The organism is Saccharopolyspora mangrovi (assembly GCF_035320975.1).
Taxonomy (GTDB): Bacteria; Actinomycetota; Actinomycetes; order Mycobacteriales; family Pseudonocardiaceae; genus Saccharopolyspora; species Saccharopolyspora mangrovi.
The window spans coordinates 91,084-116,767 of the sequence record NZ_JAWLNX010000017.1 but is presented as its reverse complement, the minus strand read 5'-3'; the positions used below and the strand labels follow the sequence as shown (position 1 = coordinate 116,767).

Annotated in this window: 27 protein-coding genes, 3 tRNA genes and 1 pseudogene; 12 read left to right on the top strand and 19 right to left on the bottom strand. The window is 68.3% G+C overall.

Going from position 1 to position 25,684, the window contains the following annotated elements; genetic code table 11:
• Position 1: 1 nt before the first annotated feature.
• The 3 genes from R4I43_RS22965 to R4I43_RS22955 all read right to left on the bottom strand — a co-directional run bounded on the left by R4I43_RS22965 (position 2) and on the right by R4I43_RS22955 (position 2,335).
• Positions 2–475 (bottom strand): hypothetical protein, encoded by a 474-nt coding sequence (locus tag R4I43_RS22965; RefSeq protein WP_324267747.1) that lies wholly within the window; start codon positions 473–475, stop codon positions 2–4.
• Positions 472–1,056, bottom strand: coding sequence for an RNA polymerase sigma factor (locus tag R4I43_RS22960; RefSeq protein ID WP_324267746.1), 585 nt, complete (start codon positions 1,054–1,056; stop codon positions 472–474). The genes R4I43_RS22965 and R4I43_RS22960 overlap by 4 nt, the downstream gene beginning before the upstream one ends.
• A 121-nt stretch (positions 1,057–1,177) precedes the next feature.
• Positions 1,178–2,335 carry a S8 family peptidase gene (locus R4I43_RS22955; RefSeq protein ID WP_324267745.1) on the bottom strand — a complete coding sequence of 386 codons (1,158 nt, stop codon included), beginning with the start codon at positions 2,333–2,335 and terminating at the stop codon, positions 1,178–1,180.
• 262 nt (positions 2,336–2,597) lie between these two features.
• Here R4I43_RS22955 and R4I43_RS22950 point away from each other — a divergent pair, with 262 nt between their 5' ends.
• The gene (locus R4I43_RS22950) at positions 2,598–3,554 is read left to right on the top strand and encodes a hypothetical protein (protein WP_324267744.1); all 957 of its coding nucleotides are present in this window, start codon (positions 2,598–2,600) and stop codon (positions 3,552–3,554) included.
• 386 nt (positions 3,555–3,940) lie between these two features.
• Here R4I43_RS22950 and yczR read toward each other — a convergent pair whose 3' ends face one another.
• On the bottom strand, positions 3,941–5,386 hold the full coding sequence (gene yczR, locus R4I43_RS22945; RefSeq protein WP_324267743.1) for a MocR-like transcription factor YczR: 1,446 nt from the start codon (positions 5,384–5,386) through the stop codon (positions 3,941–3,943).
• A 62-nt stretch (positions 5,387–5,448) separates the two neighbouring features.
• Between yczR and yczE the strand changes: the two genes are divergently transcribed.
• Positions 5,449–6,096 (top strand): membrane protein YczE, encoded by a 648-nt coding sequence (yczE, locus tag R4I43_RS22940; protein ID WP_324267742.1) that lies wholly within the window; start codon positions 5,449–5,451, stop codon positions 6,094–6,096.
• A 121-nt stretch (positions 6,097–6,217) separates the two neighbouring features.
• Here yczE and R4I43_RS22935 read toward each other — a convergent pair whose 3' ends face one another.
• Positions 6,218–6,844 (bottom strand): maleylpyruvate isomerase N-terminal domain-containing protein, encoded by a 627-nt coding sequence (locus tag R4I43_RS22935; protein WP_324267741.1) that lies wholly within the window; start codon positions 6,842–6,844, stop codon positions 6,218–6,220.
• A 169-nt stretch (positions 6,845–7,013) separates the two neighbouring features.
• On the opposite strand from R4I43_RS22935, the gene R4I43_RS22930 reads away from it, so the two are divergent.
• From R4I43_RS22930 to R4I43_RS22900, 7 genes are all read left to right on the top strand, one after another.
• Complete coding sequence (locus R4I43_RS22930; RefSeq protein ID WP_324267740.1) at positions 7,014–7,691, top strand: maleylpyruvate isomerase family mycothiol-dependent enzyme; 678 nt, start codon at positions 7,014–7,016, stop codon at positions 7,689–7,691.
• Positions 7,692–7,760: 69 nt separating this feature from the next.
• Complete coding sequence (locus R4I43_RS22925; RefSeq protein ID WP_324267739.1) at positions 7,761–8,348, top strand: TIGR03086 family metal-binding protein; 588 nt, start codon at positions 7,761–7,763, stop codon at positions 8,346–8,348.
• Positions 8,349–8,399: 51 nt separating this feature from the next.
• Positions 8,400–8,840 (top strand): helix-turn-helix transcriptional regulator, encoded by a 441-nt coding sequence (locus tag R4I43_RS22920; RefSeq protein WP_324267738.1) that lies wholly within the window; start codon positions 8,400–8,402, stop codon positions 8,838–8,840.
• 10 nt (positions 8,841–8,850) lie between these two features.
• Positions 8,851–9,261, top strand: a complete 411-nt coding sequence (locus R4I43_RS22915; RefSeq protein WP_324267737.1) for a VOC family protein — start codon at positions 8,851–8,853, stop codon at positions 9,259–9,261.
• Between the two features lie 11 nt (positions 9,262–9,272).
• A complete protein-coding gene (locus R4I43_RS22910) occupies positions 9,273–11,624 on the top strand; it encodes an excinuclease ABC subunit UvrA (protein WP_324267736.1) in 2,352 nt (783 codons plus the stop codon).
• A gap of 211 nt (positions 11,625–11,835) precedes the next feature.
• On the top strand, positions 11,836–12,501 hold the full coding sequence (locus R4I43_RS22905; RefSeq protein WP_324267735.1) for an esterase/lipase family protein: 666 nt from the start codon (positions 11,836–11,838) through the stop codon (positions 12,499–12,501).
• 107 nt (positions 12,502–12,608) lie between these two features.
• Complete coding sequence (locus tag R4I43_RS22900) at positions 12,609–13,262, top strand: MBL fold metallo-hydrolase (RefSeq protein ID WP_324267734.1); 654 nt, start codon at positions 12,609–12,611, stop codon at positions 13,260–13,262.
• Between the two features lie 1,129 nt (positions 13,263–14,391).
• On the opposite strand, the gene R4I43_RS22895 is transcribed toward R4I43_RS22900, so the two are convergent.
• The 7 genes from R4I43_RS22895 to R4I43_RS22865 form a co-directional block, all read right to left on the bottom strand.
• A complete protein-coding gene (locus R4I43_RS22895; RefSeq protein WP_324267733.1) occupies positions 14,392–15,192 on the bottom strand; it encodes an esterase/lipase family protein in 801 nt (266 codons plus the stop codon).
• A gap of 153 nt (positions 15,193–15,345) precedes the next feature.
• A complete protein-coding gene (locus R4I43_RS22890; RefSeq protein WP_324267732.1) occupies positions 15,346–15,522 on the bottom strand; it encodes a hypothetical protein in 177 nt (58 codons plus the stop codon).
• The gene (locus R4I43_RS22885) at positions 15,522–15,833 is read right to left on the bottom strand and encodes an STAS domain-containing protein (protein WP_324267731.1); all 312 of its coding nucleotides are present in this window, start codon (positions 15,831–15,833) and stop codon (positions 15,522–15,524) included. Before R4I43_RS22885 ends, R4I43_RS22890 begins: the two co-directional genes overlap by 1 nt.
• 326 nt (positions 15,834–16,159) lie before the next feature.
• On the bottom strand, positions 16,160–16,363 hold the full coding sequence (locus R4I43_RS22880) for a cold-shock protein (protein ID WP_324267730.1): 204 nt from the start codon (positions 16,361–16,363) through the stop codon (positions 16,160–16,162).
• A 344-nt stretch (positions 16,364–16,707) separates the two neighbouring features.
• Complete coding sequence (locus R4I43_RS22875) at positions 16,708–17,049, bottom strand: DMT family transporter (RefSeq protein WP_324267729.1); 342 nt, start codon at positions 17,047–17,049, stop codon at positions 16,708–16,710.
• Positions 17,050–17,081: 32 nt separating this feature from the next.
• Positions 17,082–17,543, bottom strand: a complete 462-nt coding sequence (locus tag R4I43_RS22870; protein ID WP_324267728.1) for a nucleoside deaminase — start codon at positions 17,541–17,543, stop codon at positions 17,082–17,084.
• A 29-nt stretch (positions 17,544–17,572) separates the two neighbouring features.
• Positions 17,573–18,169: a DsbA family oxidoreductase gene (locus R4I43_RS22865; RefSeq protein ID WP_324267727.1), complete on the bottom strand. Its 597-nt coding sequence runs from the start codon at positions 18,167–18,169 to the stop codon at positions 17,573–17,575.
• Positions 18,170–18,283: 114 nt separating this feature from the next.
• Here R4I43_RS22865 and R4I43_RS22860 point away from each other — a divergent pair, with 114 nt between their 5' ends.
• Both R4I43_RS22860 and R4I43_RS22855 read left to right on the top strand, forming a co-directional pair.
• Positions 18,284–18,664: a MerR family transcriptional regulator gene (locus R4I43_RS22860; protein ID WP_324267726.1), complete on the top strand. Its 381-nt coding sequence runs from the start codon at positions 18,284–18,286 to the stop codon at positions 18,662–18,664.
• 775 nt (positions 18,665–19,439) lie between these two features.
• The gene (locus tag R4I43_RS22855; RefSeq protein ID WP_324267725.1) at positions 19,440–19,847 is read left to right on the top strand and encodes a hypothetical protein; all 408 of its coding nucleotides are present in this window, start codon (positions 19,440–19,442) and stop codon (positions 19,845–19,847) included.
• A 1,059-nt stretch (positions 19,848–20,906) separates the two neighbouring features.
• Here R4I43_RS22855 and R4I43_RS22850 read toward each other — a convergent pair.
• The 7 genes and pseudogenes from R4I43_RS22850 to R4I43_RS22820 all read right to left on the bottom strand — a co-directional run bounded on the left by R4I43_RS22850 (position 20,907) and on the right by R4I43_RS22820 (position 24,637).
• The gene (locus R4I43_RS22850; protein ID WP_324267724.1) at positions 20,907–21,323 is read right to left on the bottom strand and encodes an SSI family serine proteinase inhibitor; all 417 of its coding nucleotides are present in this window, start codon (positions 21,321–21,323) and stop codon (positions 20,907–20,909) included.
• A gap of 1,213 nt (positions 21,324–22,536) precedes the next feature.
• A pseudogene (locus R4I43_RS22845) lies at positions 22,537–22,683 on the bottom strand (IS701 family transposase); the annotation flags it as partial.
• 303 nt (positions 22,684–22,986) lie between these two features.
• Positions 22,987–23,060: transfer RNA gene (locus R4I43_RS22840), tRNA-Phe, on the bottom strand.
• A 29-nt stretch (positions 23,061–23,089) separates the two neighbouring features.
• A tRNA-Asp gene (locus tag R4I43_RS22835) sits at positions 23,090–23,166 on the bottom strand.
• 23 nt (positions 23,167–23,189) lie between these two features.
• Positions 23,190–23,262: transfer RNA gene (locus tag R4I43_RS22830), tRNA-Glu, on the bottom strand.
• A gap of 312 nt (positions 23,263–23,574) precedes the next feature.
• Positions 23,575–24,165, bottom strand: a complete 591-nt coding sequence (locus R4I43_RS22825) for a TetR/AcrR family transcriptional regulator (protein ID WP_324267723.1) — start codon at positions 24,163–24,165, stop codon at positions 23,575–23,577.
• A gap of 232 nt (positions 24,166–24,397) precedes the next feature.
• Positions 24,398–24,637, bottom strand: coding sequence for a hypothetical protein (locus R4I43_RS22820; RefSeq protein WP_324267722.1), 240 nt, complete (start codon positions 24,635–24,637; stop codon positions 24,398–24,400).
• A gap of 526 nt (positions 24,638–25,163) precedes the next feature.
• Between R4I43_RS22820 and R4I43_RS22815 the strand changes: the two genes are divergently transcribed.
• Positions 25,164–25,622: a hypothetical protein gene (locus tag R4I43_RS22815; protein ID WP_324267721.1), complete on the top strand. Its 459-nt coding sequence runs from the start codon at positions 25,164–25,166 to the stop codon at positions 25,620–25,622.
• The last annotated feature ends 62 nt before the right edge of the window (positions 25,623–25,684 follow it).

Sequence of the window (25,684 nt, the reverse complement as noted above, 5' to 3'; positions counted from 1 at the left end):
CTCAACAGACCAGCCAATCCGCGATGGCGGGCTCGGCCCGCTCGGGGCGGAACACCACGCTCAGCGGTCCGCGCGGCACGTCGGACACCTGGAACGCGCCGTGCCGGTCCAGCTCTCCGCTGCGCTCACCCGCAGGGTGCCGCAGCACGACCTCCCCGGCCGGCGATGCCTGCCCGGACCGGTTGAGCACCAAGCCCGAGGCCCGGACCAGTCCGCTCGCGGTGGGCACCAGGTCCATCTCGAGCACGCGGCCGGGCATCGCGAAGGTCAGCACGCGGCTCTGCGGACCGCCGGTGCGCACGCCGACGCGTTCGTCGGCCGAGTCGCCGACCAGCTTGAGCTCGCCCCGGTCGCGGTCGGCCGCGCGCATCGCCACCGCCGCGTAGGAGCCGGCCAGCACCCGTTCCGGAACCGGGTCCTGGGTCTGGAACAGTTCGCGCAACCTGCGCAGCTCCGCCGGAATCCGCTGCTTCATCCCGCCACCTCCTCGGGCAGATCGGCGCCCACCAGCCGCTTGCGCAGCTCGGACAGGCACCGGCTCTTCTTCGGACCGATCGTTCCTCTTGGTATGCCCAGCGCCTCGCTGACCTGGGCGTAGCTGGCCTCCGGTGTGACGGCCAGGACGCGCAGCAACTGCTGGCAGCGCTGCGGCAACGCGCTGAACGCCTGCGCCAGCCGGTTGCCCGACACCATCCGCAGCACCAGCTTCTCGGCGGCCTCGGAGTGCTCGGACGCGCCGAGGTGGTCGGTGTCCAGCCCGACCGGCGCTTCCCGCACCCGTGCTCGGCGCAACCGGATCGCTTCCCGCCGGGCGGTGGTGACCAGCCAGCCCGGCAGCGCTTCTGGCTCGCGCAGCCGCTCCAGGTTCTCCGCCAGCGACAACCAGGTCGCCTGGCAGACGTCCTCCGCGTCGGCGACGTTGCCGGCGAAAGCCCGCGAGACACCCCAGATCACCGGCGTGTACAGGTCCACCAGTTCCCGCCACGCCTGTTCGTCCCCGGACGCCGCCCGATTCAGCAGCACCCCAGTCGGACCGGCTTCCCCGACCTCGTACACGACCAGCACCTCCGGAGCTCGGTGATCTCTTCCTTCCCACCGAGTAAGAGGAAGAAGGGGTGCCGAAAGATTCAGTTGGAGCCGGATACCCCACGATCGAGTCAAGAAGTGCGGTTCGAGATCACTCCGCCGCGACGGTTTCGGGCAGCTCCGGCCCGCACGGGTAGCAGTGCGCGACGAGTTCCCGCGCCCGCGCGGGATCGCGGTCCGCCTGCAGGGAGGTGGCGATCGCGGCGGCGACGCGAGGTGCGGCGAAGGACGTTCCGCTCCAGCGGGCGCAGCCGTAGGTCCGGTCGCCGCCCGGCGCCATCCGGACGAAGCAGCTGCGCACGTCCACGCCCGGGGCGGCCGCGTCGACCCAGGCGCCGGTGTTGGAGAAGGCGGCGATCGTGCCGTCCGCCCCGGTGGCCGCCACGCCCAGCACCTCGGGCAGCGCGGCAGGCCAGAAGGGCCTGGTCCGACCGTGGTTGCCGGCTGCGGCCACGACCACGGCCGGGGCCATCGCGCGCAGTTCCGCGACCAGGACCTCCGGGCAGCGGTCGTCGGCGGTGTGGCAACCGGAGGTCAGCACCACCACGTCGACCTGCTCGCCCCGCTGCTGCGCCGAGCGCCGCAGGGCGCGCAGCCCGGAGGCGACGGTGTGGTCGTCGGTGAAACCGAGCGAGGACAGCACGCGCTGCGGCCGGATGACCGCGCCGGGCGCGTGCTGCAGCACGACTCCGCTGACGAAGGTGCCGTGGCCGGCCTGCCGGTCCTGGCCGGAGTCGTCGTCGGCGTCCAGCTCCTCCGGGACGGCGACGAACCCGAGCCGGTCGGTGAACCACGGGTGCGGGTCGCAGCCGGTGTCGAGCACGCCCACGACCACCGGCGATACCCATTGGGCTGCAGGCGGTTCCGGAACCGGTGGGGTGAATTCCGCTTCAGCTCCGGTGCCGAACATGACCGGCGTCCCGAACATCACCGGACTGCCGACGTGCACGTTGTTCACCGACACACCGGAGGTGTCCCGCGCCAGGTCAACGCAGTGATCGCGTTCCGCTTCGCGGAGCCGGATCCGCGCCAGCAGCAGGTCCTCGTCGTGGTGCACGCGGTCGATCCACCGGCGGTAGCGGTCCAGCACCGGCTCCAGCGAGCCGGCCGGAGCCAGCAACTCACCCCGCCTGACCAGGCATTCCGCCTCACCACCGGGGTCGTGCAGCAACATCTCGTGCCCGTAGGACGTCCAGATGCGATGGAGCTCCTCGAGGCCCAGCCGGTCCCGCTGCTGATCGTGATCCACAGCGGACACTGTGCACGTATCGGACGAAGTCCACAGCGGACGAGCCCCCTTCGGGGAACGACGATCACCCCTTCCGACAACGTTTGGCCCCTTCCCGAGTCCCCCGAATGCATGGAGAATGCTGGCCCAACTGTCGTGATCGTCGCTCCGGGTGGTCCGAAATCGCCCCCTGGAGTGGTTGAATGTCAGCCGGAGGCGCCGATCACGGCGCAGCCGTTGCCCACCGCGCCAGACCGCGCGGACCTGACCGAAATTGGCGGTGGTGACCGTGAAGGGAATCTGCGCATCGCGCGGTCCCCGCTCGCGGACCGCCACGTTCCTCGTCCGGGTCTCGCTCTTCAGCGGTCTGTGCCTCGGGGTGATGGTCGGCGGAGCGACCGCGGCATCGGCCGCCGAGCACGCGCACGCCGACAAGCCGAGCCTCGCCCAACCCGCCTCGTCGAACGAGTCCGACTCCGGCGAGAAGGCCTCCGGTTCGGAGACGAAGAGCTCCGGGAAGGCGAAGCCCGCTGGGAAGTCGTCCAAGCCCGCCGAGAAGGCCTCCCGGCTGAAGGCCGACAGCGACGAGTCCGAGCCAGCTCAGCCCGAGAATGCGCAGCCGGACCAGCCCACCAAGGCCGAACCGGCCAAGCCCGCCGAGGTTGAACCGGCCAAGCCCGCCGAGGTTGAACCGGCCAAACCGGCGAAACCCGAGGTGCCCGCCCCGGCGGAACCGGAGATCAACGCCCCCGGCAGCGGCGACACGCCCGCGCACGCCGAAGCGAACGCCTCGGCCCACGCCATCGCGGCGTCCGAGGGCGACCAGGACCGGCCCGCCAAGGCCAACGGCGCGCGGCACCACGCCCCGGCCGTCGCCCACGGCCAGCCGAAGGCACCGACACCCGACCTGGTCGGTATGTCGGTGGCGCGGCAGGCCGTGAAGGTGCCCGGCCGGAGCACCGCGCCCGACGACGCCCAGCCGAGGGCTCCCGACGCCGACGGCACGCCGGACGTCGAGCCACCGAGCGATCCGGGGCCGGCCGCGCCCGCGCCCTGCGCCCCTCCGCCGGGCTCGTTGACCTCGGCGAGCGCTGGCAGCATCGGTGGACTGCGCAACGCGCACGCCATCCTGCCCAGCTCACCCGACCTCTCCGACACCGGCGCCACCGTGGTGGCCCAGCGCGACATCGGACCGGACATCAGCATCCGATCGGTCGAAACAACGGCCTCACCTGACTAACAGCGGCCGTTCCGGCCTGCATGAAGCCGCTTCGGCGGTGACTCTGGTGTCAACACCACCCGATGGACTCCGATCCGGACGCCTGCGCCCGGCCGGATCGGTCCGGGGCGCCACCAGCCTGCCCGGCAGCGTCGCTGAAGAACATCGCTGACTAAGCGTCTCTGACCTGCTGGAAGAACAGGACTGGGCCCTGGCCCCGGCGCCGCAATTGCCCCTGCGGCGCCGGGGTGGCGCCCTCTGGTCGAACCGCCCGTCGGCACGTCGAGGGGCCGTGCCGACGGGCGGCCGGCAACTGCTCATGGGCTGAATCCGCACGACATTCGCACGGGACCTCGTGCGGATTCCGCCTGGCGCGGGCCTGAAGCTCGCTACGAGGGGTGTGAACTTCAGGCAATGGGAACGGTGAGCGGGTTCGGTGCCGGCCCTGGCCGCACCGAACCCGCTGCCGCCGCGAGCCGCTGGATCGCATCGACCAGCCGCTCGCCGGGCAGCGTGTAGGGCAACCGGATCCAGCGCTCCAGCGATCCGTTCACCGAGAACCGCGCCCCCGGCGCCACCCGCACCGCATGCGCCTCCGCGGTCACGGCCAGCCTGCTGGCGATGGGTTCGCCGACGTCGCACCACAGCGACAGCCCGCCGTCGGGCATCCGAAACCGCCACTCCGGCAGGTGCTCCCGCAGCGCTCCCACCAAGATGTCCAGCCGTTCCCGGGTTTCCGCCCGCCGCCTGGCGAGCACCTGCTCGGCGTCGTCGAGCAGTTCGGCGAGCACCAGCTGCTCCAGCACCGGCGTGCCCAGGTCGACCGCGGCGCGGCCGAGCACCAGCCGCTGCACGAACTCCTCGCTGGCCCGGATCCAGCCGAGCCGCAGCCCGCCCCAGAACGACTTGCCCGCCGATCCGATGGTGATGGCGCGGTCGGTGTAGCTGGCCATCGGCGGCGGCGGTTCCTCCCCGGTGAGGTCGATGTCGATCAACGTCTCGTCGATGACGGCGTTGGTGCAGGTCCGGGCCAGGGCGGTCGCCAGCCGCGACCTGCCCTCGGCGTCGAGCCGAACACCGGTCGGGTTGTGGAAGTCGGGGATCAGGTAGGCCAGCCGGGGCGCGGTCTGGCGCAGCGTCGCGGTGAGCAGCTCCAGGTCCCAGCCGTCGTCGGTCATCGGCACGGCCACCGGCGTCACCCCGAGCCCGCGCAGCGCTTCGACCGCGTTGGGGTAGGTGGGGTGCTCGACGAGCACCCGCTCACCGGGCGCGACGAGGGCCCGCAGGACCAGGGCCAACGCGTGCTGCGCGCCGTTGGTGATCAGGATCTGCTCGGGGTTGGTGGGCAGTCCGCGCGCGGTGAACCGCTCGGCGACCCGGGCGCGCAGCGCGGGGAGCCCGTGCGGCTGGTAGCCGTGGTCACCGAGCTGCTCGACGAGCCTGACCTGCGCCCGTTCGACGGCGCCGCGCATCTCCGGCGGTGCGCCTGGGGTGGCCTGCGCGAGGTTGATCACGCCCGGGTCGTTGGAGGGGAACCAGCCGCCGTGCATCTCGTTGCCGCGCCGCGAGTCCGGCAGCTTCACCCACGAACCGGCGCCCCGGCGGCTGGCCACGAAGCCGTCCTCGCGCAGCCGCTCCACGGCGCGCGCGACCAGCGTCCGGCTCACGTCGAGGGCAGCGGCGAGCTCCCGCTCGGCGGGCAGCCGGGTGCCGGGCGGAAGCCGCCCGTCGAGCACGAGCTGGCGGACGCCTTCGGCGAGCAGCAGCGAGGAGGGACGCGCACCACCGTGCCAGGCCCCGAGGAGATCGACGAGCTTCTGGCCGTAGATGTGCGCACCCGGCGTCGGCAACATAGGTCCACATTAACCAGATTGGCTATCGAACTGAAGTCCAATCTGCGGGTAGAAAGTGGTTCATGGCCTCGATCCCGGTCCGAGTGGACCTCTCGCCCCTGTCGATGCGGTTCCGGCCCCTGACCCGATTCCCGCAGCTCATCGGCGGCCTCGCGCTCTACGGGGCGAGCTTGGCGCTGATGGTGCGCGGCGACCTGGGCCTGTCCCCGTGGAGCGTCCTCGACCAGGGCATATCGGAGCGGCTGGGCGTGAGCATGGGCGCGTCGAGCGCGATCGTCGGCGTCGCGGTCCTGCTGTCCTGGCTACCGCTGCGGCAGCGTCCCGGTGTGGGCACGGTCGCCAACGTGCTGCTGATCGCCGTGTCGGTGGACGCCACCCTCGCTGTGCTGCCGCCCGTCGAGGGGCTGGCGATCCGGGTCCCGCTGCTGGTCGCCGGGGTCGTCCTCAACGCGCTGGCGACCGCGACCTACGTCGGCGCCCGTCTCGGACCGGGTCCGCGCGACGGCCTGATGACCGGGTTGCACGCGCGCACGGGCTGGTCGGTGCGTCTGGTGCGGACGTCCATCGAGGTCTGCGTGCTGGCTGCGGGCTGGCTGCTCGGCGGCACCGCGGGCCTGGGCACGGTGTTGTACGCGGTGGCCATCGGTCCGCTCACACAGGGGTGCCTGCGGTTCACCGCCGTGCGAGTGAAAAAAGATCTCTGCCCCTAGAGACATCTTGGATACCACGCAGTAGCATTGACGCCGTCCACCTGACCCCCAGGGGTGGACCTTGACGCCCCCGCACTCCCGGTAACCCCCAGGCCGGTTGAGCGCGGGGGCGTCGCTACTCCTAGATCGCGTTGACTGTGGACGGCGCCCGCTCCACCCGGCTCAGCGCCCGCAGCAACGCCGTCTGCCCGTGCCGCCGAGCGGCCAACGTGGACAGCAACGACAGCACCGGCTCGAACACCTCGGACGGCAGTTCGGGCGTGTCGAGCCCGACGCTGACGGCGATGTCGTCGTTGTGCACGGCGATCTCCATCATGCGCGTGACCAGGTAGTCGTCCAGCCGGATCGCGCGGCCCGCGTGCTCGACGAGCCTGTCCCGCCCAGCTGCGGGCAGCGTCGTCCGCAGCTCGCCGATCGCGGTGTCGAGCCTGCTCACCAGTGCGGCGTGCCCCTCGGCCGCGACGTCCTCGCCGAGCTGCCGCAACTTCACGTTGATCTCGGCGTTCACGTCAGCCCCGACCCACGGCATCCCGGAGTAGTAGTCGAGCAACGTGATCGGTTCACCCGACGGCTCGTCGGCGGCGAGCACCCCGGGCAACCGCAGCACCTGAGCCCCCAGGTGACCGACCAGCCCGGACACCCGGAACTCGGCCAGGGCGCTCTGCCGCTCCCAAGCTCCGGCCACCGCGGGCTCCCGCACCAGCGCAGCGGCGATCCCGGCTGCCCGGAGATAAGCCTCCCGAACCACGATTCCTCCCCTCCCTCAACCACAGCGAAGCTACCGCTGACCACCGACGAACCACGCCCCAAGACCACCCCGGCCACCCCTCCGAGGGGGCGAAGACCGCTGTTTTCGACCGGCCGAATACCGCAGTTCTCTCCCCTCGACGTCGGCAGGGCGACCTATCGTCGCGATCATGGACTTCCTCGGTGAGTTGACTCAGCAGCTCGACGCGTTCCGAGATCTGCTGCGCGGTGACCTCTCCGCCCCGGTCGAGCACTGCCCGGGTTGGACGCTGCGCGATCTGGCCGATCACCTGGGCAACGGGAACCTCTGGGTTGCCACGGCCGTCCGCGACGGGCACGGCGACCACGAGCACGTCCGAGCACCGGATGCGGCGCTGGTGGCCTGGTTCGAAGACTCCTGCAAGACGATGCTGGCCGAGCTCTCAGCCGCCCCGGAGACCTCGGCCTGGACGTTCGCGCCGCCGAACACGGTCGGTTTCTGGCGACGGCGGCGCTGTCACGAGACCGTGATCCACCGCTGGGACGCCGAGAACGCCCTCGGAGGCACCACCCCGATCGACGCGGAGCTCGCCTCCGATGGCATCTCGGAGGTCTTCGACACGATGGCCCCGCGCCAGGTCCACCTGGACCGCGCTCCAGCCCCACGACGAGCGATCCGCATCAGCGCCACTGATGCGGCCACGACCTGGACCTACGGCCCAGGCGCTCCGGAGGCGGAGATCGCGGCACCAGCGCAAGCCCTCTACCTCCTGCTCTGGAACCGCCTCCCGCTCGACGCTCCCGAAATCACCTGCAACGGAGATATCGACGTCGCGCGGGGCTGTTTGTCCGGGCCGTTGGTTCCGTGAAGGGTGGCGATGACTTTCGGTGGGGTCGGTGGTCTACCTGTCCGAGAGCTGTCGGAGGGAGGGGTTGACGTGGAGCAGCGGGAACCGGTGGTGGGGCCGGAGCTGGTGGGTTTGCTGGAGCGGAGCTTCGAGGCGACCTCGGCGGTGCTTCGAGCGGTGCCGTCAGCGCGGATGGGTGACCCGAGTCCGTGCGACGGGTGGACCGTCGGGCAGCTCGGCGGGCACCTCGTCGACGGTGCGCTCTACTTCGGGCGGTGCGTGGACGGGCAAGCCCCGGAGCTGTCGGACGAGGAACCTCGATCGCTCGGCGACCGGACCGCCGCGGAGTTCGACGCGGCGGCGCGGTTCAACCTGACCGCCTTCGGCAAGGCGGGCGTCCTCGATCAGCAGCACCAGTTCGCGTTCGGCCCGACGCCGGGCTGGGTGATCGCCAACATCGCCCTGTCCGAGTCCTTGATCCACGGCTGGGACCTGGCTCGCGCGACCGGTTCGTCCTACGCGCCGGACGCCGCCGTCGTCGACGCCGTCGCGCGGTTCCAGAGCCAGGGCAGCGAGGACGAGCTGCGAACCGAGGGCATGTTCGAGCCGGCCGTGCCGGCACCTCGGAACGCGTCCGCGTTCGAGGAACTGCTGGCCTTCACCGGGCGCGGACCCTGATCCTGGACGAAACGGGCGCGGCCGTCGGGGTGGCGTGGCAGGATTCCGCAGGTGAGTGCGTCATCGGGTGAAGCCGCGCGGTTGCGAGAGCTCGCGCTGCTGCGCCGGGTCCGGGACCGGATCGACCGCGAGCACGCACGACCGCTGGACGTCGAAGCGCTGGCGCGCGGGGTGAACATGTCCGCCGGGCACCTCAGCCGGCGGTTCCGGGCCGCCTACGGCGAATCGGTCTACTCCTACCTGATGACGCGACGGATCGAGCGGGCGATGGCGCTGCTGCGGCGCGGCGACCTCAGCGTCACCGACGTGTGCTTCGAGGTCGGCTGCTCGTCGCTGGGCACCTTCAGCACCCGGTTCACCGAGCTCGTCGGCGTGCCGCCCAGCACCTACCGGCGGGAGGCGGCGGGCACGGCCGCGATGCTCCCGTGCCTGGCCAAGCAGGTCACCAGACCGGTCAGGAATCGAGAAGCGCCGGCCGCAGGGGGCTCCTAGCGTGGCTGGCATGGACATCAGCATCAACGCCAGCTTCCTCCCGCAGGACGATCCGGAGGCGGCCCTGGCCTTCTACCGCGACCTGCTCGGCTTCGAACTCCGCAAGGACGTCGGCTACAACGGCCTGCGCTGGCTCACCGTCGGCCCCGCGGACCAGCCCGACACCTCCATCGTGCTGCACCCGCCGGGCGTGGACCCGGGCATCACCGAGGACGAGCGCCGGGTGATCAGCGAGATGATGGCCAAGGGCACCTACGCCGGAATCCTGCTGGCCACGCCTGATCTCGCCGCCACCTTCGACAAGCTGCAGGCAGGCGATGCCGAGATCGTGCAAGAACCCACCGACCAGCCCTACGGAATCCGCGACTGCGCCGTCCGCGACCCCGCCGGGAACATGATTCGAATCCAGGAAAAGAGCTGAACGGAGCCACCATGCACGTCGCTGACAGCCACGACCTCATTCGCGTGCACGGGGCGCGGGTCAACAACCTCAACGACGTGAGCGTCGAGATCCCCAAACGCCGGTTGACCGTGTTCACCGGCGTTTCGGGATCGGGCAAGAGCTCGCTGGTCTTCGGCACGATCGCCTCCGAATCGCAGCGGATGATCAACGAGACCTACAGCGCGTTCCTGCAAGGCTTCATGCCGACTCTCGCGCGCCCCGACGTCGACGTGCTCGACGGCCTGACCACGGCGATCATCGTCGACCAGGAGCGGATGGGCGCCGATCCGCGCTCCACCGTCGGCACCGCCACCGACGCCAACGCGATGCTGCGGATCCTGTTCAGCAGGCTCGGCACGCCGCACATCGGTTCACCGCAGGCGTTCTCGTTCAACGTCGCCTCGATCAGCGGCGCCGGTGCGGTCACGATGGAACGCGGCGGGACGAAGGTGAAGGAACGCCGCGAGTTCAGCATCACCGGCGGCATGTGCCCGAGGTGCGAAGGGCGCGGCAACGTCTCCGACTTCGACCTCACCCAGCTCTACGACGACTCGAAGTCGCTGCGCGAAGGCGCCCTGACCATCCCGGGCTACACGATGGACGGCTGGTACGGGCGGATCTACATGGGGTCGGGCTTCCTCGACCCCGACAAGCCGATACGCAAGTACACCAAGAAGGAGCTGCACGACCTGCTCCACAAGGAGGCCACCCGGATCAAGGTCGACGGCGTCAACGTCACCTACGAGGGCCTGATCCCGCGGATCCAGAAGTCGATGCTGGCCAAGGACCGCGAGGGGATGCAGCCGCACATCCGCGCGTTCGTGGACCGGGCGATCACCTTCACCACGTGCCCCGAGTGCGAGGGCACGCGGCTCAGCGAAGGCGCGCGATCGTCGAAGATCGCGGGCATCAACATCGCCGACGCCTGCCGGATGCAGATCAGCGACCTCGCCGAATGGGTCAGCGGGCTGGACGAACCGTCGGTGAAACCGCTGCTCGGCAAGCTGAGGCACACCCTCGACTCGTTCGTCGAGATCGGCCTCGGCTACCTGTCGCTGGACCGGCCCGCCGGAACGCTGTCGGGTGGTGAAGCGCAGCGCACGAAGATGATCCGGCACCTCGGGTCGTCGCTGACCGACGTGACCTACGTGTTCGACGAGCCCACGATCGGACTGCACCCGCACGACATCCAGCGGATGAACGACCTGCTGCTGCGGCTGCGCGACAAGGGCAACACGGTGCTGGTCGTGGAGCACAAACCGGAGACGATCGCCATCGCCGACCACGTCGTCGACCTCGGCCCCGGCGCGGGCACCCACGGCGGTTCGGTGTGCTTCGAGGGCGACGTGCCGGGCCTGCGCGCCAGCGACACCGTGACCGGCAAGCACTTCGACGACCGGGCCTCGCTGAAGCCCGAGGTCCGCCAGTCCACCGGTGCGCTGGAGATCCGCGGCGCGACCGAGAACAACCTGCGCGAGGTCGACGTCGACGTCCCGCTCGGCGTGCTGTGCGTGATCACCGGCGTGGCGGGGTCCGGCAAGAGCTCGCTGATCCACGGCTCCATCCCGGCCAGCGAGGACGTGGTGTCCATCGACCAGAGCGGCATCCGCGGTTCGCGGCGCAGCAACCCGGCGACCTACACGGGCCTGCTCGACCCGATCCGCAAGGCCTTCGCCAAGGCCAACGGCGTGAAACCGGCTCTGTTCAGCGCGAACTCCGAAGGCGCCTGCCCGACCTGCAACGGCGCCGGGGTCATCTACACCGACCTGGGGATCATGGACACGGTCGCCACGACCTGCGAGGAGTGCGAGGGCAAGCGGTTCAACGCCTCGGTGCTGGAGTACCGGTTCGGCGGGCGCGACATCAGCGAGGTGCTGGACTTCTCGGTGGCCCAAGCCGAGGAGTTCTTCGGTTCCGGGGAGGCCCGCACCCCGGCCGCGCACAAGATCCTGGAGCGCATGGACCAGGTCGGCCTCGGCTACCTGCGGCTCGGTCAGCCGCTGACCACACTCTCCGGTGGTGAGCGGCAGCGCCTCAAGCTCGCCACGCACATGGGCGGCAAGGGAGGTGTGTACGTCCTCGACGAACCCACCACCGGACTGCACCTGGCCGACGTCGAGCAGCTGCTCGACCTGCTGGACCGGCTCGTGGACTCCGGCAAGTCGGTGATCGTCATCGAGCACCACCAGGCGGTCATGGCCCACGCGGACTGGATCATCGACCTCGGCCCCGGGGCCGGCCACGACGGCGGTCACGTCGTCTTCGAAGGCACCCCGGCCGACCTGGTCAAGTCCAGCAAGACCCTCACGGCCAAGCACCTCGCCGACTACGTCGGCGCCTGACGCGCCCGGGCCGCACCCTCCCAACCCCACCGGCCTCCGCTCGGCGAACGCGCTCGAGCGGAGGTCCGAGGCGGCGCGGCCATCCGGGTGATCGCGCCGAGCAGGCGCATCTGCGCCGCCGGACGCCCGTTGAAACCTCCACCTGGGGCGCTCGCGGCACGTGCCGCCCCGGGCGTCCCGGGCGATGTTGTCGCCGGAGGAAGGGGCGCCCATGCGTCGAGCCCGCTTATCCACCATCGCGATCTTCGCCGCAGCAACCGCTGCGTCGGTCACCGCCACCCCCGCAGCAGCGCTCGAGCGCAACCCGGTGATCTTCGTGCACGGCTGGAACGGAAGCGCGTCCAACTGGAACGAGATGATCGCCGACTTCAAGGCCGCGGGCTACACCGATGGTGAGCTCAACGCCTGGAACTACAACACCGCGCAGTCGAACAAGACCACCGCCGAGCAGCTCGCCGCCGTCGTCGACGACACGCTCGCCAGGACCGGGGCGTCCGAGGTCGACATCGTCACGCACTCCATGGGCGGCCTCAACAGCCGCTGCTACCTCAAGTTCCTCAGCGGCACCGGCGAGGTCGACGACTGGGTCTCGCTGGCAGGCCCGAACCACGGCACCACGTCGGCCCACGGCTGCCTGGACATCTCGTGCGTGGAGATGCGACCGGGATCGGATTTCCTGACCACCCTCAACGACGGCGACGAGTCACCGGGCACGACCAACTACGGGACGTGGTGGTCGACCTGCGACGAGACCATCGACCCCGATGACAGCACCGTCGTCGCCGGGGCCCGGAACACCCAGACCGGGTGCATCACGCACCTCGGCTTCCTCACCGACGACGGCGTGTCGCAGGAGGTCCGCGCCTTCGTCGGGTGACGGCGGCCCACTGCACCAGCGCGTGACAGATCGCTCAGGCCGAGCCTTGACTTCGAGTTAACTGGAACTCCTAGCGTTGTCCCCAGACCGATCGACTGGAGGCAACGATGAAGAGGATCCGCCCTGATCTCTGGGAAACCGAAGCGGAGTACCCGGCGCCCGGCCTGAGCACCCACGCCTACGTCTGGACCTCGTCCAGCGGGAACGTGCTGTTCTACAACACCTCGCTGGAGTCCGAGATCGAGGCGATGGCCGAGCTCGGTGGCGTGCGGCACCAGTACCTCAGCCACCAGGACGAGATCGCGCCGTCGCTGCGCACCATCAAGCAGCGCTTCGGCTCGACGCTGAGCATCGCGGCCGCCGAGGCCCCGATCGCCCGCGAAACCTGCGCTGTGGACGGCGCTTTCGACGATCGGAGGAGCGAACCGGCCGGGTTCGAGGTGATTCCCACCCCGGGTCACACGCCGGGCAGCGCCTGCTTCCTCGTCCCCGGGGCCGACGGCACGAGCTACCTGTTCACCGGCGACACGATCGTGCGGGGCGCCGACGGCAGGTGGTTCGCGGGCTACCTGCCCGGCCACAGCGACCACGACTCGCTCGTGGCCAGCCTCGGAATGCTGGCGGACCTCACCCCGGACGTGGTGATCTCCAGCGCCTTCACCGGCGACTCGGGCGTCACCGACCTCGGGACCCGCCGCTGGTCCGACTGCGTCGAGGAAGCCCTCGCCGCCCTCGCGCGCGACCACTCGCCGACCAGCTGACCACCGACGGAAATTCGGTGGAGCGCTTCGTCCTCGCCGTCTAACCTCGGCGACGTGATGATGCAGCAGTTCTTCTTCCGGCTCGGCTGACTCGCCCACGAGTCCGCGGCGCCGCGCTTCGCGCGCGGCGCCTGCTGAGCCATTCCCGAAGGAGAAACCTTGCTGTTGCTCGTCAGCGGCGCCTCGTGCGCCGGCAAGACCACCGCCCGCCTGCACGCGCGCCGGCTCCTGGGCGAGGAGTTCGAGACGGCCGAGCTCTTCACGCTCGGCCCGATCCCCCAGATCCCGACCATCGCCTGGCGCCAGGAGCAGGTGGAAACCGCGGTCCGCCGCGCGATCACCCTCGAGGCCGAGGGGAAACACCTGCTGTTCGCGGGTCAGCGCGGACCGGATCGACATCGCCGCCTGCCTGCTCGACGTCGACGAGCGGACCCACGCGGCCCGGCTCGCCAAGCGCGGCGACCCGAGCGACCTGATCCCGCGCCACCAGGCCTTCGCCGCCTGGCTGCGCGCCCACGCGACCGACCCGGGCCACGTCCCGGAGGCGGTCACCAACGACGCCTGGCCGGACATGCGCTGGCACCGCTGGATAAACCGCTCCCCGGGCCCGGAGTGGGCGATGACGACCATCGACTCCTCACCGCTCACACCGGAGCAGGTGGGCGCCGAGGTCGCCGACTGGTGCCACCGGGCCGTCAGCGGCCGAGCACCGGTGTTCCGGGCGGGCTGGCACGAATGACCCACCGGGGCAGGAACTCCGCCTCTGCGGGGGTTCCTGCCCCGGTGAACACGGCGGCGCGCCCCTCCGGAAGCATGGCTGACCATGTGGTAGATCTACCAACTGGTCAACGTATCTCGCGCGATGGGACGGTGGGAGCACGCCGTCGCGTCCTCGGTGGAGCATCGAGCAACGCTGATCACCGAAGGGCTCATCCGCCAGCGTGAACGGGCACGACCGGTCGCGACGTCGCTGCTGGGCCACCCCTGCGCGCCTGTTCATCACCGGAGACCGCGAACGCATCGACGCGGCCTCCGAAGACGTGCTCCCCACTGGAAACCCGAGACACAAAGCAGCACCCCCGCGCTGAAGCGGGAACTACAGCAACGCGCTCCTAGCCCGGAAGTCCGTTCACAGCAAGCAGTTCGGCTGGAAGCCGGGGTCTGCCGGACCTTCGCGGTCGAGGGCGTGGAGCACCCACTGCGCCACCACCACGTCGTTCGGGCTCTGGTCGTGCTCCATGAGGTTGTTCGGGCACTGGTCCTGCACGGTGATGTTGGCCAGGTCCTCGGCCGGGCCGTCGTGCAAGAACGCGTTGGTGTAGGGGGTGACGACCTCGTCGTAGCGGGTGGTGATGACCGTGTGGTCAGGACCGTCCGGCGTGTCGTCGCCGTCGTTGAGCTCGGTCAGGAACGGCGATCCCTGCGTCTGCTGGGCGCACGCCTCGCAGACGACACCGGTGGGGTTGGTCAGCGGCGTGGTGGTGCCGTAGTTGGACGGCACGATCCCGATCAGCTCGCCGGTCTTGTCGGCGCCGCCGAGGGACTTCAAGTAGTGGCGGGGCATCATGCCGCCCTGGCTGTGCCCGACGAGATCGACCTGACGAGCACCGGTGGCGGCGAGGACCTGGTCGACGAAGGACGACAGCTCCTGCGCGGAGTTCTCGATCCGACCGGTGGCGTTGTTGCCGTAGTCCAGCGCGAACACGCAGTAGCCCGCCTGCTCGATCTGCGGGGCGAGCACGGACCAGTTCTTGGCCATGTTCTCGAAGGTGCCGTGCACGAGGACGACCGGACGCGGGTGTTCGGCACTGGGCTCGCACGACCAGTCGTTGGCCCCGGGCGGCGAGACAGCCGGCGGTGCGGCCTGAGCCGTGCCCGACCCGACCACCACCGCACCGGCCAGGGCCAGCGCCAACAGCGAGCGTCGCATTCGACTGCTCCTCCCAGGAGCTTCCAGTGGTCCGAACACCCGCCGAACGCAGGCCCAAACGGGTTACCGTCCAGTATTTCCTAGTCTGCGGCGACCACCGCTGTCAAGCACGTGTTGATGATCTGACCTGCCCAAACGTTGATCCGGGAGCGGTCAGTCGGCATCGGTGAGCAGCACCTGCCCACCCCCGTAGGCGGCGAGCTGATGGTGCGCGCGAACGATCGCGTCGTGTTCGCTGCCGACGACCCGCGCGGTGTGCTGACCCTCGGCATCGGTGATCACCCAGGCGTCATCGGACAACGTCCGCGCGACGTGTCGGGCGTGTCGCATCAGGCCATCACCGGCAAGGCGCCTTGCCGAGGTGCCGGATTCGCGACCGCGCGCAGCACGCCGGGCGCGGCGTTGATCAGGTGCAGGGCGATGTCCCGGTGGGCCGCGTAGGTGCGCGCGGCGACGAGGAGGTCCAGCCCGGCGGCGTCGACGGTGTCGGTCGTGGCCAGGTCCACGAGCGTTTCCGGTGGCGCGATCAGCAGATGCGGCCAGAGCCGCTCGGCGAGCCGGGCGACTTCGGCGCCGACGAGGTCGCCGCTCACCGCGAACACCGCGGGTGGGGTCGTGATCAGGCTGTCGTGTGCCCGCATGTAGCTCCAATGCGTAGGAGGATCCGGCGGACCTGGCGCAACGCCGAGCGTCGCGGCTGCAGGTCCGCAGGCGAACGAGGTTCCGGGAACCGTGCCCGTGGCGACGGATTCGGCTCGACCGGGGGAACAGGAGTTGCAGCGGGAAAGCCGCGGCCAGTCGCGCGCCCAGCGGTGGGCAGCGTCGTCATGGCAGCGAGCGCGCTGCGAGGTGGATCGGTTCGGCCGTCCTCAACCGCACCACGAGTGGCGGGTGCGGGAGCTGCACCGGCGGAACCGCAGCACCCGGCCCGCACGCGAGGTGCGGGCCGGGTAGGAAATCAGCGGAGTCAGGCCACGCGCACGACATCGGCCTGCGGGCCCTTGGGGCCCTGGCTGACGTCGTAGGTCACCTGCTGGTTCTCCTCGAGGGTGCGGAATCCGGCCGCGTCGATGGCCGAGTAGTGCACGAACACGTCCGGACCACCCTCGTCAGGAGCGATGAAGCCGAAGCCCTTTTCCGAGTTGAACCACTTCACGGATCCGTTGATCATGTCAGTCTCCTTCGGGAGCTGGGGTATGACGGGCAACCGCACCGCGCGGAGGCCCGGGCCGGGGGATCTCAGACGGCGGCTAACTCCAGCTACAACCAAAGAAAGAAGCTCGCCCGCATCAACATCCTGCGAGCATGCACAAAACACGAACCCAGAAGTACAACGACCACCACTCACCCTACACGCCCACCGACCCCGGCGACAGCCCACGCCGGTGACCAGGCACGAGACGCGCACCTCGGCCGGAAGCCCCCGCCGAGATCGACGGGGGCTCCTGAAGCTCTGAGGAGTGGCCACGCGCGGGGTCGAACCGCCGACCTTCCGCTGCGAACACCCCGGCGATGTCATCGGGTCGCGCCAGCTCGCTCGGGGCTGTCCGCGAGTTTGAGCCAGACCACGCCCGCGATGATGACGGCCAGCCAGACGGCCTTTGCGGCCGTGAGGGACTCGTCGAAGAACAGCGGTCCGAGGAGCGCGGCTCCGGCTGCGCCGATGCCTGCCCAGACGGCGTAGCCGATGCCGACGTCGAAGGTGAGCAGTGCCAGGCTGAGGAAGTACGTGGCGATGCCGCCGCTGACCAGCGTCGCGGTGGTCCATTTTGCGTTGGTGAACCCTTGTGCTTTGCCGGCGGAGATGGCAACGGTGATCTCGAAGATGACGGCGATGCCGAGGTGGAGCCAGTGCATGGCAGCAGGTCCTTTCGTCGTGGGTGGCGTACTCAGAGGCGAGGAGCACCGCCGCCGGCTCGGCGATGCAGATAAGCGGCGAACGGCTCTGGAGCTCGGTCGACGGCGAGGTGTTGGGCGGTTGCGGCAATGGGGAGGTCCTGTGTGCAGTCGGCTGCGTAGCTGGCCCGGTAGTCGAATCCCCATTCGGCGGCACTGTCGCGGTCAACGGCGTAGTAAACGCGGCTGATTCCGTGACCAGCGGAGAAGCGGTAGCACAAGGCGCACGGTTCACCGGTGGCCAGCAGGGTCGCTCCGGTCAGCGCCGAGGAACCCCGCTCCTCTGCCGCTTGTCGTAGAGCGACGATCTCGGCATGGGCGGTCGGGTCGCCGGTTTCGGGAACGCGGTTGAACCCTGGTTCTGAGACCCCACCGTCCGCGGTGACGACCACACCGACGAACGGGAGCCCGCCGGACAGAACGTGCCGGATGCCGGCCTCGACGGCGCGGATCATGAGAGTGCTGAGCGGGGTGGCGTCGGTGCTCATGCGGCCGCCGTTTCGCGCAGAGCACGGCGGATCACGCCCTCTGCTGCTACCCCGTGGATGCGCCGCGTGCCGATGACGATGGTCGGAACCACCGTGATGTCCATCGAGGCGGAGTCGGCCAGTGCTCGGCGGTGTCGCTCGGCATAGGCGGCCTCGTCCAGCGCCCGGTCGAAGGCGGAGGCTTCCAGGCCGACGTCATCTGCCAGGTGCCCGAGCACCGATCGGTCTCCGATGTCGAGGTCTTCGCGGAAGAACGCGGTCATCACCCGGCGGTGGTAGGCGTGCGCCCGTCCGCAGTCTGCGGCGTACTGCGCGCCGCGAAATGCCAAGTCGGTGCAGGGCTGCGGGGAAATGCTGGGCAGCGTCAACGGCACGTCGTAGCGGCGAGCCATCGGGTAGACGGCGCGCTGCCAGACGTCGGGCAGGTACGGATCCTCGGGCCGTAGCGTTGGCGCAGGTCGGGGGCGCAGCTCATGGGGATGGTGGACGACCTCCACATCCGAGTCGTCTTCGATCGCGCGCTCGATGACCTCGTCAGCGATCAGGCAGAACGGGCAGACGTAGCCAGACCACACGTGGATCTGCGTTGTCACGAGGAGACTCCGGTTCCACGGGCACCCGTGGTGGGCGCGGCCCCTCGATCCTGGAACCTCACACCGGTGTCAACTGCAACACTTGAAGTGGGACGAGAGCCCGAGGAGGTCTTGATGCGCATCGGCGAACTGGCGGACGCCAGCGGTGTCAGCGCCCGGTCACTGCGCTACTACGAAGGCCTGGGCCTGATTCGCTCAGAACGCACTCCGGGTGGGTGGAGAGACTTCGACCCCTCCATGATCGAACGCGTCGTTATGATCCAGCACCTGTTCGCCGCCGGCCTGTGCAGCGCCACGATCAACGAACTGCTCCCGTGCCTGGAAGCGCCCCCGGAGGAACGCACGGGCCTCATGGAAAAGCTGCTCGAACAGGAGCTTGAACGACTCGAAGCCAAACGGCGCGACATCGACCGAGAATTGGGCACCCTCAGAGCACTGCGAGACGAAACAGCCCTGGGGAACGGGCCAACGGCTGACGATCTCAACGAGGTGTGACGACGTTCGCGGGCACGAGTTGGGTCACCACTAGGCCGGGCTTCCGCGAGCGGTTGGTGGCTCCCGCCAGTCAAGTTGATCGAAACCGACGCCAAACGAGACCCGGACTGAGACCAAAAAACCCCTCCCAATCCGGGATGGGCCTTCTTGCAGCTCTGAGCGGTGGCCAGGGGCGGGGTCTAACCGCCGACCTTCCGCTTTTCAGTTCTACGATTGCCCGTTCGACACCGTTCACCTGAGCTGTATGGCCTGGTCAGGAGGCTAGAGCGAACAGGGCTGGCCGCCCTTGAACGACAACGAATGAGACCCAAACTGAGACCATCACCCCGGCAGTTCACCAGATCCGCAAGCCTCGCGTATCTAACCACCCCGGCGCTCACGGCCAATGGCACGGTGCGGATCATGAAACAAATTCGCGCTAGGCGCACACAATATTCCAACGTAGAAGCGTCTTAGCCACCTTTACACGTCGATTTTGTTGCTCAGCAAAACTCTTGACCTACTACTGTGGTGAACTGAAGCGCCGCATTCCACTTTTGAGGTGAGCCTGCGTGCACCCACGACCAGGCGTTGAAAATGGCTTCGCTTGCACCAACTTCGCTAGGTCATGAAAATATACATCGCAACTAGAGGCCAGGCGTTACAGTGATCAGGAACACGTTCGCTGGGATTGAGAATCTTGTACGATTCCGTTTCGTCACGATCATTCTGATTCGAGATCCAGCGGCGGTAACGCCGATGGCTACTAGTTTTCTCATGTGGGAGAACCTCAACAATGCACACCGTAAGCTTCGATTCCGATGCCAGCGCTCAGGCCGCATTCAGTGGGGACGCTGACTTTCATGCCGAAGCCATGGCTCGTTCCTACACCACGGCCGAGGTCGAAGCTGACCAGAGCTCGCAGGCTCAGCTGATCGGCGCAGCCGCGAGCACTTTCGAGGCTGAGGGCGACGCGGACGCTGAGTTCGACGCCACCGCTACTAGCTACGGCAGCGCGGATTTCGGCATGGTCGACACGTACTGGGGCGGCAGCGTTGAGGGCGATGTCGCCACCAGTGCCGCATCCAGCGTGGATTACACCAGCTCCCTCGATGGCGGGTTCGGTGACGCCATGTTCGCTGGCAGCGGTGAGGCGGTGGCAGAAAGCAGCGCCGCGACAGAGGCTGATTTCTTCTTCGCCTAGGACGTGCGCGCAATTCGGTGGGTAGCTGCAATTGCGCAAGTGCTGGAAGATAATTGGATGACTGCTTAGGATTTGCGGTGAGTGTCCGCCGCTGCCGCAGTCGTCAACCATTTCACGCAGCCAAAGATATCGCCCCCGCCTCCGACCGGTTCGCCGATCGGAGGCGGGGGCGATTACTTCGCAGTTGATGGCGGGATTCTGCTCGGCTTGCCGTGCTGGCGGGTAAGCGCGCTGGAGATCACAAGCGCTGTGGGATGAGTTCGCCCAGCCGGCGCCGGTCCTCACGAGTGACACTCGACGAGACCCCGTTGAGCACAGCCGAAGGTCGATCCGTGCGAAAGGCGCCGAGGACGTCCGCGTCGACCCTCCGCAGCAGGGCGGCCGCCTTGACAGGGTGCCCTCTCGTGGCTCCTTAACGACCTTGACTACGAGCGTGAGGCTTCGTAGGAACTTGGCGTTGCATGCTCTCTTGCGAGCTTTGTGAGCGCCCTGCGGACAGCGGTGCAGCCGCGTTTGTCCACAAGTGCATGGAATGCGGAGAGCGCGGCGCTGTCCTCGTGTCCGGCGAGCTTCAGAAGAGCGCGCAGCTCAAACAGGCAAGCAGCCTCGTTAGCTATCACGGACTCAACCTTCCTTGAAGCGATGCTTTTCGCGCTGTAATCATGTTCTTCGAAGCGGCAGAACGCGGGTCCGTGCCACGGCTTGCGGGAGGTACCTGGTTTCTTCGCCACGTTGTGCCTTGGCGGGTTTTGCGGCAGGCAGGGCACCTTGAAATCGGAGCGATCGCGGAACGTGTTGGCGAGGAATGCGCAGCCTGATTGTGTCTGGATCCGCGAAGCGACGGGCGGGGGCGTCGGGATCCTCGGTAGGCCACTGAGGTACGACAGAGGCCGCCGTCGTGATCTGACCCAAGGGCGCAACAAGGCGCGTCATCTCGTAGTAGCTCATCTCGGCTTTCTCCACAGTTGAATTGAATTGGGCCTTGGGGGCCAGAGCGGGGGTGAATTGCCCTGGCCCCAAGGTCAGCGAGAGTTCCAGCAAAATTCAGGTGGAGGTCGGTCAGAAGTCGAACACCACACCTGTTTCCACGCGCAAGGCACACATGTTGGAATACGTTTCTTCGAACCGGACTTCGGATCCACGCCAGGCGCCTGTAGCGCTGACCATGACGGGGGCGTACTCCAGCGTGCACGCACGGGGCTCTTCCGCCTGCAACGCTGTGAAAGATCCACCGACTTGGTCGAGCTGAGCACAGGCTTCCACCGTGTGCTTGTGATTGCCGCCCGTCGGGTGGCAGCGCAACACGACCATGCGGTTCACGCCCGAACCGTCGCTGGAAACAGAAAGCCTAACCGTACTCGCGACACTGTTCTTCGGTGCGGCCGACGTCTCCGTGGCGACCGCGGCAGGCGCCAGCATCGCACCGATCAGCGCAGCACCAACAATCAAAGCGCGACGCATTGATTTAGCAAACATTTGTCTTCCTCCAGGAAAGGGAAGAGCCACAACTTTAAGGACAAGGGGTTCAGATGTCGATCAACCGTTGCCGAAGCGTTGCACAAGCAGTTTTCGTGCCGGGTTGCTCATTGCGCGACCTCTGAGTTTGCGCCAGTGGTGACGCAGAGGTATCGCGCGAGTCCCCGCCCACGGCCAATGCGGGCGGGGACGTTCTTTTCGAACGCGCGCAACGCTATCTCGTTACAGTCTGTACAGCTTCGTTAGACCATACGGGTGATGTATCCGGAAGGACTCCTGTTGAGTCGTCACAGTTAGGGGGTGCCAGTGGGCTGCCCACTATCCACCCGGATGAGGCGCGCGGGAGCCCTCGTCACTTGCCATGGCCTTCCGCATGGGCGCGGCCGTGACTGCGCCGAAGCCCCCGGCCCCTCACGAAAAGAATCGGTTTCGCCTGGAGCAGCCGAACAATTTTCGCGTTGGTTCATGTTTCAATAACGCATACGTTGAGAGACGAATGAACTCGACTCTGACGAATCCCGGGCGCGGGAAGTTAGCCTTCTCGCGACTGGTGACCGCTGGTTTCCCCCGGCCGACGCTCACCAGGGCCCGGGTCGCAGCGCTCCTGAACTCCCCCTCCGGGCGGCGCGCGATACCTTCACCGCAAGCAGTAGATGCGCGGTGGATGCGGAGCGTCCGCACCTGTTGTGTCGGGGCCCAAGAACAGGTGCGGACGCTTCACGAAACGTGAGGCTCCACGCCAAGCGGCGTCAGCGTCTCGGCCTATGGGCGCTGGCGCTCCCGTCGCCGGCGACGCAACTTGATTGGGCCTACCCCGGCGGAGAGATCATCAGCGCGCGGCCCGACGATCTGCCCGGGAACCCGAACCCCCGCGATACAGGTCTGGGTGTGCGCTGTCGCGCGAGGGTTCGCGGAGGCGGGCATGTCGAGGGCGGTCGCGGCGATGCGGCCGAGCGGACACTTTGACCCGTTTGGCGTTGTCCTCGATCAAGGCATGTCCTTGCTGGCATGCTGGCTATTGCCTCCCGCCGGAGGTGTTAGTACTGCAACGGCACTCAGAGTGGGTAGCCGCGTCGTCGGTAGTGGCAGTGTCGGGCTTGGTGTTGGCGTCGTCGGCGCCAGCGTGACCAGGACCAGACGTGTTCGGCGGGGTGTGGTGTTCGGGTGATGAGGTTGATCAACAGGCGACGGATCTCTGCTAAGGTGTAGTCGATCACGCCCTGGTTGCTGACGCGGTTTCCCCCTTTATGGCCTGGGTTTTCGCGACGGCTAGCCACGCGAGGGCGAGTAGTGACAGGGTGGTGTGGGCGTACCAGGCTCGCCAAGAACGTGCTTGGTAGTGGTCGTCTCTGGCCATATTGCCTCCCACGAAAGCACTCACTACCTGGTAAAACGCTACTCCACAGCCACGACACCGCGTCGAAAATGAATGGCGTCATCGAGCTCGATTGCGTTGCCGCTTGCCCGGCGAAGTGGGGCACACGTCGCCAGCGCTCGTCAGGCGATACTTGTCGACCGACATCTGCGATCGACCGAGCAGTCCAAGTGACACGGACCGGGGAAGGCCGTGCCCCGGCACCATCGGCACAGCCAAATGAGACCCAAACTGAGACCAAAAAAGCCCCTCCGGTCTCCGGAGGGGCTTTCTCGCAGGTAAGAGCGGTGGCCAGGGGCGGGGTCGAACCGCCGACCTTCCGCTTTTCAGGCGGACGCTCGTACCAACTGAGCTACCTGGCCGATAGCGTCCGGCGTGTTGCCGTTCGCCTTGGCGACCCAGACGGGACTCGAACCCGCGACCTCCGCCGTGACAGGGCGGCGCGCTAACCAACTGCGCCACTGGGCCATGCTTCAATCTTCAGTTGTTCGTACCCCCAACGGGATTCGAACCCGCGCTACCGCCTTGAAAGGGCGGCGTCCTAGGCCGCTAGACGATGGGGGCTTGACCGATCCGAAACCGGTCCGGCCTTCGCCTCCAACCGGCTTTCCCTTTCGGGGCGCCCCGTTGGCAGTGATGAAAGCTTACGACACACGCTTCCGGCCGCCCAAACGGGGGGTCCCCTTAGCCGCGCGGCACCGTCGCGGACCGCCCCAGCGCTCCGCGCCCGACGTCGATATTAGCCCCCTGACCTGCCCAATCGCCAGAGTCAGCCAGGGCCACCCGGGAGTCGGCGAAAGGCCTCGGGGTGGCCCCTCCGCAGCCCGAAACGGTCAAAACCGGCTGCGGCGGAGTTTTGTGATCCAGGACTCGTGATCATCCCGCTGCTGCGGTCATCCGGTCGCCGTCGGCGACCAGACCCGGCAGCAGGACTCGCCACGACTCCTCCAGGCGGGCGGCGAGGCGTCGCGGATCACCAGAGACGAGCAGGTTCGTGCCGACGACCACGGCGTAGCAGAGGCGGGCCATCGCGGCCGGGTCCACGCCGGGGCGCAGCAGGCCGCGGTCCGCCGCGCGGCGGATGAGGTCGTCGAACAGGAACTCCCAGCCGTCGGTGTCCGTGCCCACGTGGTTGCACGCCAGGAGCAGGCCGGCGCGCAGCTGCACGTCCTCCTCCAGGTGGCGAGCCGTGTCGCAGGTCAGGCCGACCATCGTGGCCAGCGGGTCCTGCGCCCGCTGGTACCACTGATCGCTCAGCTCAGAGAGGCGCTCGCGGTAGTGCTCGACCAGCACCTGGGCCACGTCCTGCTTGCCGCTGAAGTGGAAGTAGAACGCGCCCTTGGTGGTCTTGCAGCGGCGCAAGATCGCGCTGAGCCTGGCGGCCTCGTAGCCGACCTGGTCGATCTCCGCTGCTGCGGCGACCAGGATCGAGTGGCGCGTGAGCTGTGCCCGGTGCTGCTGCGGCATTGATCGACTCCGACCCGATGGCATGTGCACGACCCCCGCCCGCGCGAGCGAAGCCACGCCCGAACGGATGATCAAATATGCCACCGGAAGTTACCCCGGATGCACGACTTTCGCCCAGCGGAACACCTGCTGATCACGTTCGTTGAACGCGTGCCGACTGCGAGTTCGTCATCGAACCCAGCCGCACCTCATGGCCGGTCCACGCCCGGTCCAGCCCTCGGCGCGAACCAGGTCAGCGCGCCACGGGCGGCTGCCCGTCCTCATCGGGGACCAAGCCCAGCATGTCCAGCAGCAGGCGGCAGTCCTCCGCGCTCTCGGCGCTGCGAGCGACCGCGATTCTGGCTCGGTGGACTTGTTCCTCCGAGATGCGCGAGGGCTCGCCGACGCGCTGCCCGGGCACCGCGGACGACTGCCGCGACTGCCCGTCTTCCTGCTGCCACAAGAACTTTCGTACGTCCAGCGACCCGTACATGACGCCTCCCAGGCCTCGGGTTCCGGCCGCAGGTTATCCACAGCTTGTCAACAGCCGCAGCCCCCCAGAGAGTGATTCGGTGTCAACTGAGAGTAATCGCGTGCGTGGGGCGATCCACTTCGGATATTGCCTGCGTCACAACGTGCGTCCAATCCGGACAACGAACAGAACACCTCGCGCATTCCGGATCCCGGCGGACTCACTGCCCGTAGTGCCGGATAAGCCCCCGGACGGACGGCGCCGGGCGGTGCCGGATGCACGAATAGTGGCCAGAACCCTCCCCGCGAGAGGGAGGCGCGTGCCACAATCGGCGTCGCTGACACACCCCCGGTCAGCACCTGTGGAGATCCCCTCCGGCCCCCGCGCTCTTCCCCCTGGCGCGGGGGCCTTCCACGTCAGGGCGGGTTTTCGCCAACTCGCCGCCGATCGGGACACCCGCTCGTGGCGGTAGCGCGCTCCGCCCCGCGGAGCGAATTCCGAGGTCGCCGCGATAGGCAGGCCGCAACACAACCGTTATCGTGTCGGCGTGGCTCTAGGACGAACCAGGGCGAATCGGCAGCGCAAGACCGCCGAGGAAGCCGAACCGGACCCCGAATTCGAGTCGTACCTGGCTGCGCTGGACCCGGAGGACAACCCCGAATCCACCGGGTCAGGGCGTCGCTTCGGTGCCGCTCAGGTGTACCAGCTGCGCCTTCCGCTGCTGGCCAACGAGCGTCTCCGCGAGCTCGCCTTCAAGCAGGGCACATCCCCGGCCGCGCTCGCGCGCGACTGGGTGATGCAGCACCTCGAGATCGCCGAGGAGGAGCACGCGGCCCAGCCGCAGGCGCAGCAGCCCGCGGCGCAGGCACCTGCGTGGCCCGGCCAGGACGGCCCCTACCCCGACAACACCCCCGACCCGATGACCACCGGCTTCGCCGGAGGCATCCCCGATGTGGAGCGGACCGAGGAGATGACCGTCCCGGTCGATCGCTACCGCCCCATGTGACGTGGACACCACGAGGGCCTGGGCGCCAAACCCCCCTCGGGGCCCCGCCCCCCACGAGAGAG